This window comes from Actinoplanes sp. GCM10030250 (assembly GCF_042666575.1).
GTDB lineage: Bacteria > Actinomycetota > Actinomycetes > Mycobacteriales > Micromonosporaceae > Actinoplanes.
The window spans coordinates 1-5725 of the sequence record NZ_JBHTDO010000079.1 but is presented as its reverse complement, the minus strand read 5'-3'; the positions used below and the strand labels follow the sequence as shown (position 1 = coordinate 5725).

5 protein-coding genes and 1 tRNA gene are annotated in these 5725 nt (G+C 71.6%); 4 read left to right on the top strand and 2 right to left on the bottom strand.

The window, feature by feature from the left end; genetic code table 11:
• Positions 1–256: 256 nt before the first annotated feature.
• Entirely contained in the window at positions 257–661 is a 405-nt protein-coding gene (locus ACFQV6_RS44015; RefSeq protein WP_378033702.1) for a YjbQ family protein, read from the bottom strand.
• A 191-nt stretch (positions 662–852) separates the two neighbouring features.
• Here ACFQV6_RS44015 and ACFQV6_RS44010 point away from each other — a divergent pair, with 191 nt between their 5' ends.
• The 4 genes from ACFQV6_RS44010 to ACFQV6_RS43995 all read left to right on the top strand — a co-directional run bounded on the left by ACFQV6_RS44010 (position 853) and on the right by ACFQV6_RS43995 (position 4256).
• Positions 853–3093 carry a transketolase C-terminal domain-containing protein gene (locus ACFQV6_RS44010; protein ID WP_378033703.1) on the top strand — a complete coding sequence of 747 codons (2241 nt, stop codon included), beginning with the start codon at positions 853–855 and terminating at the stop codon, positions 3091–3093.
• Positions 3094–3190: 97 nt separating this feature from the next.
• Positions 3191–3625, top strand: coding sequence for a DUF3052 domain-containing protein (locus ACFQV6_RS44005; protein WP_378033701.1), 435 nt, complete (start codon positions 3191–3193; stop codon positions 3623–3625).
• Positions 3626–3678: 53 nt separating this feature from the next.
• Positions 3679–4143 carry a peroxiredoxin gene (locus ACFQV6_RS44000; RefSeq protein WP_378033700.1) on the top strand — a complete coding sequence of 155 codons (465 nt, stop codon included), beginning with the start codon at positions 3679–3681 and terminating at the stop codon, positions 4141–4143.
• 41 nt (positions 4144–4184) lie between these two features.
• Positions 4185–4256: transfer RNA gene (locus tag ACFQV6_RS43995), tRNA-Val, on the top strand.
• Between the two features lie 808 nt (positions 4257–5064).
• Here ACFQV6_RS43995 and ACFQV6_RS43990 read toward each other — a convergent pair.
• Positions 5065–5661 carry a hypothetical protein gene (locus ACFQV6_RS43990; protein ID WP_378033699.1) on the bottom strand — a complete coding sequence of 199 codons (597 nt, stop codon included), beginning with the start codon at positions 5659–5661 and terminating at the stop codon, positions 5065–5067.
• Positions 5662–5725 lie beyond the last annotated feature (64 nt).

The window sequence follows — 5725 nt, the reverse complement described above, 5'->3', positions numbered from 1 at the left end:
GCGACTCGACCCATTCGTTGGTCTCTTCAGGGTCGATGTCGGGAAGCTGGCTCGGCAGGCCATCACTGATCACCGGGCGCTTGCGCTCCGTGGCCACAGGCAATCCTCTTGGTGTGAGTGTCGGGCTCCGGGCGACCCTAGGTGGCGAATCGCGCGGAATAGGCTTCCATCCTGCCCCCTTCCGGTGGGCCTCGTCACGCCGACCGGGTGTCTCAGCGATGCGCGACACACGTACTGACCAGTAACTTCTTGTGGCTCACCCGGCCAGGAACGAGAAACGCACCTGACGGGTGGGGTTGTCGCCGTTGGGGTCCACCAGGCAGATCGACTGCCAGGTGCCCAGCGCGATCCGGCCGCCGATCACCGGCAGGCTCGCGTACGGCGGGATCCACGCCGGCAGGACATGATCGCGTCCGTGGCCGTGCGAGCCGTGCCGGTGCCGCCACTTGTCCTCGGCGGGCAGCAGCTCGTTGATGGCGGTCAGCAGGTCGTCGTCGGAACCGGCTCCGGTCTCGATGATCGCCAGCCCGGCCGTCGCGTGTGGGACGAAGACGTGCAGCAGGCCGTCCTTCTCGGACGCGACGAACTGTTCGGCCTCGCGGGTGATGTCGCGGACCACGGGACTGCCGCCGGTCCGCACGGTGATCAATTCGGTGCGCATGACCTCATGTATATAGATCGAGCAGGAGAAAGAGGGCGGCGGTCCCGGCCAGCCAGCACAGGGAGATCGCCAGTCGCGCGGCGGCCCACCTCATGATCATGTCCTGAGTACACCACCGGGTCGCGGCCCGTGCAGGCACATCGATCCGCTTGATGACATTTCTGCACTGGCAGGGTTCGCACCGGTCGGCGATGCTGAATCGCGTGACCACCCCGCAAAACCTCGACGAGCGTTTCCGCGATGCGGTCTCGGCCCTGCGACCACCGGATTCCAGCCGTGCCCCCGGCGATCCGGTCCGCGACGGCAGCACGCTGACCGGCACCCGCGCCCGCGAGCTCTTCGACGCCCAGCTGACCGCCCGCCACCTCGACCTCGCCGCACGCTGGCTGCGCAGCTTCAACGAGGGTTTCCACACCGTCGGATCGGCCGGGCACGAGGGCAATGCCGCGGTCGCCGCGGCGTTGCGCGGCGACGACCCGGCGTTGCTGCATCAGCGTTCGGCGGCCTTTTATTGCGTACGGGCTGTCCAGCGCCCGGACGACGTCGGCGGCGACCCGGTGCGCCGCCTGGAGGAGGCCGCCCGCGACGTGCTCCGCGGTGTCGTCGCCTCCGTCCGTGACCCGATCACCGGCGGGCGCGACAAGGTCTTCGGCAACTCGGAGCTGCATCTCGTCCCCGCGGTGTCCACGCCGGCCGCGCACCTGCCCAGGGCGGTCGGCCTGGCCCGCGCGCTCACCCCGGCCGGCGCCGGTGTCTGGCCGGGCGACGCGATCGTCACCGCCTCCTTCGGCGACGCCGGGTCCGCCCGGCCCGCCGCGGCCGCCGCCCTGCACGCGGCCGGGTGGTATGACCGGTCCGGCGGCCCGCTGCCGCTGCTGCTGGTCTGCGAGGACAACGGCCCGGACAGTGCCGACCCGGACAGCTGGACGGCCACGGCCCTGCGCGGGCGCCCCGGCCTGCGGTATTCCTTCGCCGACGGCTGCGACCTGGCGGCGGCGTTCGACGCGGCGGCCGGGGCAGCCGAATACGTGCGGCGGGAACGCCGCCCCGCCCTGCTGCACCTGTCGACCATCCACCTGCTCGCCCAGCCCGGTGAGCCCGACGCCGGGCCCGACCCCGGCCGTGACCCGCTGATCGGCACCGCCCGCCTGCTCGTGGAGTCCGGCATCCTCGGCCCGGACGAGGTGATCACCCGCTACGACGAGGTGGGCTGGCAGGTCCGCAAAGCCGCCGAGGAGGTCCTCGGCGAGCCGAAACTGGCCTCGATCGGCGAGATCGTCGCCTCCCTGGCACCCCGCCGGCCCCTGCGGGTCGCCCACGCCGTCGCCGAGGCGGGCGACCGGGCCGCCGGGCCCGCGGCGGCCGCCCGCCGGGAGATCTTCGGCGGCAGCCTGCCCGAGCAGGCCGGCCCGATGACCCTCGCCCAGACCGTCAACGCCACCCTCACCGACGCTCTGGCCGCCCGTCCCGGCCTGCTGCTCCTCGGGCCCGGGCTGGTGCACGGCGGGCCGCACGGCGTCACCACCGGCCTGCGCGAGCGCGGTGGGGACCGGGTCTTCGACAGCCTGCCCGACGCGACCACGATCCTCGGTCTCGCGCTCGGCGCCGGGCTGGCCGGGCGGCTGCCGGTCGCCGAGCTCGACGGCCTGGCCGACCTGCACGACGCCGGCGCCCAGCTGCGCGGCGAGGCGGCGATGATGTCGTTCCTCTCCGCCGCGGCCTACCGTAACCCGATGGTGCTGCGGGTTCCCGCCCTCGCCCAGCCGTTCGGGCTCGGCGGGCACACCGCCAACGACAACTCGGTCGCCGCACTGCGCGACATCCCCGGCCTGGTGGTCGCCGTGCCCTCCCGTCCCGACGACGCCGCGCCGATGCTCCGCTCCTGCCTGGCCGCCGCCGACCTGGACGGCAGCGTCTGCGTCTTCCTGGAGCCGGTCGCCCTCTATCAGACGAGGGACCTCTATCAACAAGGCGACAGTGAGTGGCTGGCGCCCTATTTGGCGCCCGACGCGTGGGCCGGCGGGCACGTGCCGATCGGCCGGGCCCGCGTCTACGGCCTGGGCACCGCCCAGGATCTGACCATCGTCACGTACGGCAACGGCGTCCGAATGTCGCTCCGTGTCGCTGCCCAACTCGCCGCCGAAGGGTACGGTTCCCGAGTGGTCGATCTACGCTGGCTCAATCCGTTACCCACCGCTGACCTGGTCCGAGAGGCCACAGCGACCGGCCGGGTGCTGATCGTCGACGAGACCCGGCGCTCCGGCGGGGTCGGCGAGGGCGTCCTGGCGGCCCTGGTGGACGGGGCCTTCGTCGGATCCGCACGCCGCGTGGCGGCCGCCGACGTCCCCGTTCCACTCGGTCCCGCCGCCCAGCAGGTTCTCGTAGGAGAGGATGCCATCACACAGGGTGCCCACGCCCTGCTGGCGCGGTAAATTGCCACACACTCGGTGCGCCACTTGCGCACCGGCTCCGGAATGTGTGGACTACCCCCATGTTCCGGTGGATTTTACGGCTAGGAGGATTTGGACAGTGAGCGCGACCGCGGGTCAGGCCGACGGCGTACGCAGCCTGGCGGACCGGTTCGGCTTCGAGCCGAGCATGGTGGTCATGGAGATGGGATACGACGAAGACGTCGATGAGGATCTCCGTGAGGCCCTGACCGAACGCGTCGGAGAGCTGGTCGACGAGGACACCGACGAGGTGGTCGACGCAGTGCTGCTGTGGTACCGCGACGGCGACGACGACCTCTTTGAAATCTTGACCGACGCCCTAGGCCCTCTCGCCGACCAAGGCGTGGTGTGGCTGCTGACCCCCAAGGCCGGCCGCGACGGACACGTCGAGCCGAGCGAGATCAGCGAGGCGGCGCCCACCGCAGGCCTGCAGCAGACCTCGACGGTGAACGCCGGCAAGGACTGGACAGGGGCACGCCTGGTCACCCCTCGGGGCGCCGCCAAGAAGAAGTAACTCTCACTGCCACCTCGCCGAGGTCGGCGTCCGCCCAGGCTTAAGCTGAGCGGATGCCGATCTCCGTTGGCGTGCCGGCGCCCGACTTCACCCTCAAGGACCAGAACAACCAAGAGGTACGCCTCACCGACTTCCGCGCTCGCAAAGCGGTCCTGCTCGTCTTCTACCCCCTCGCGTTCAGCCGCCGCTGCCACGGCGAACTGACCGAGATCCAGGAGAACCTGCCCGCGTACGCCAACGACGACGTCCAAGTCCTCACCGTCAGCGTGGACTCCATCTACAGCCACAAGGTGTGGGCCCAGCAGGAAGGCTTCGACTTCCCGCTGCTCGCCGACTTCTGGCCACACGGGGCCGTCGCCCAGGCCTACGACGTCTTCAACCACGACACCGGCATCGCCAACCGAGGCACATTCCTCATCGACAGCTTCGGCATCACCCGCTACGCCGAGATGAACGGCCCCGGCGAAGCCCGCAACCAGGCAGCCTGGCGGGCAGCACTCGCCGCCCTCAAGTCCTGATCCCCGGCAGGGTACGATGACCATTCCGGCTTAGCCGAGCCGGGCGCGTAGCTCAGTGGGAGAGCACTCGCCTTACAAGCGAGGGGTCGCAGGTTCGAAACCTGCCGCGCCCACGCGCGTCGGGGCCTCCTGTCCGCAAAAAGCGCGGACCGGGGCCGCGCGTCATGCCTGCCCCGGGGGCCGAGCCCCCGGGAACCCCGCGGTGTCGTGGTTGCGCGTGGCGGGATCGTCGCTCTCAGTCGGTGGGATTCGAGCCCGGACACTTCGTGCCCGTGACTCGTCCTGCCCGTGACTCGTCCTACCCGTGACTCGTCGCCGCTCGATCTTGATGCCTACCCGCCGTGTTGGACGCCGCGCAAAGGTGCGCATTTCTTGAGCGCGCGTTCCGCTCTACCCCCGCGCCACGCCGCGTCCCGCGTCGCCTCACTTCGCGCCGCGCCGCCCGCGCCACGCCGCGTCCCGCGTCGCCTCACTTCGCGCCGCGCCGCCCGCGCCACGCGTGGCGCCGCGCCTCCCTTCGCGCCGCGCTGCCTCCCTTCGCGCCGCGCTGCCCGCGCCGCCTGGCGGCCGCGCTGCCCGCGCCGCCTGGCGGCCGCGCCGTCCGCGCCGCGCCTCACTTCGCGTCGCCTCGCGCCTCGCGTGGCCCCGCGCCGGGTCGCGCCTCTGGCTGCGGCGCGGGAGCGTGGGCAGGCGCGCACGTTGAGGTTGTGTGCGCGTTTACCCACGTCAGGGGGTGTGTCAGGGCACACGCAACTCCAATGTGTGCGCCTACCCACGCTGTGGGCGGCGGGGGTGAAGCCGCAACTCGTCACTGTGTGCGCCTGCCCACCCCGGCGGCGGTGTTGCGGGGAGCGGTGGGGCTGGAGAGGCGGGAGTGGGGTGCGGGCCGGTGGGGGGCCGGCCCGCGGGGTGTGGCGGTCATTAGGGGGTGCCGTCTGGGGTGGCGGTGGGAGTGGAGGTGGGAGTGGGAGTGGGAGGGACAGCGGGAGGGGTGGCGTGGGTGGAGGGCCAGCGGCCGCTGGGAGGGAGTTCGCCGAGGTGTTCTAGGCGGGCGCGGATGCCGGAGGGGGTGCGGCCGAAGGCGGTGGCCAGGTCGTTGGGGGTGGTGCCGGTGCGGAAGCTGGTCAGGAGACGGGTGTCGTCTTCTGTGGTCCAGCGGGTGCCCTGGTTGGGTGGGCGGTCACGGTGGTCGCGGCGGGTGGGATGGTCGCGGTCGGCGGGGTGGTCGGGGGTTTCGGCTGGGGTGGGGGCCGGTGGGACGCCGGCTGCTGGTTGGCGGGTCATGGCGATCAGGCCGGCGAGGGTGGAGGTGAGGACCTCGGTCAGGGTGGAGAGGTCGGCGGGGGTGATGCCGCCGCTTATCTCGCTTATGACGTGGCCGTCGCTGTCGCTGCTCACTATGCACAGGTCTAGGCGGCGGTCGTCGGTTGGGAAGACCGTGACCTGGTATTCCGTGTCGCCGAGGTGGAGGCGGCGGTCGAGGATGATGGGGGCGGTTTCGAGGGGTGTGTCGTTCATGGAGGGAGTTTAGGGAGGGGCTCTGACAGTTTTGGGGTGGTGGCGGGAGGGCGGTGGAGGCGGG

Excerpts from the sequence above, each read along its gene's own strand:
- ACFQV6_RS44015 (WP_378033702.1), bottom strand. The coding sequence starts at position 661 with ATGCGCACCGAATTGATCACCGTGCGGACCGGCGGCAGTCCCGTGGTC.
- ACFQV6_RS44010 (WP_378033703.1), top strand. The coding sequence starts at position 853 with ATGCTGAATCGCGTGACCACCCCGCAAAACCTCGACGAGCGTTTCCGC.
- ACFQV6_RS44000 (WP_378033700.1), top strand. The coding sequence starts at position 3,679 with ATGCCGATCTCCGTTGGCGTGCCGGCGCCCGACTTCACCCTCAAGGAC.
- ACFQV6_RS43990 (WP_378033699.1), bottom strand. The coding sequence starts at position 5,661 with ATGAACGACACACCCCTCGAAACCGCCCCCATCATCCTCGACCGCCGC.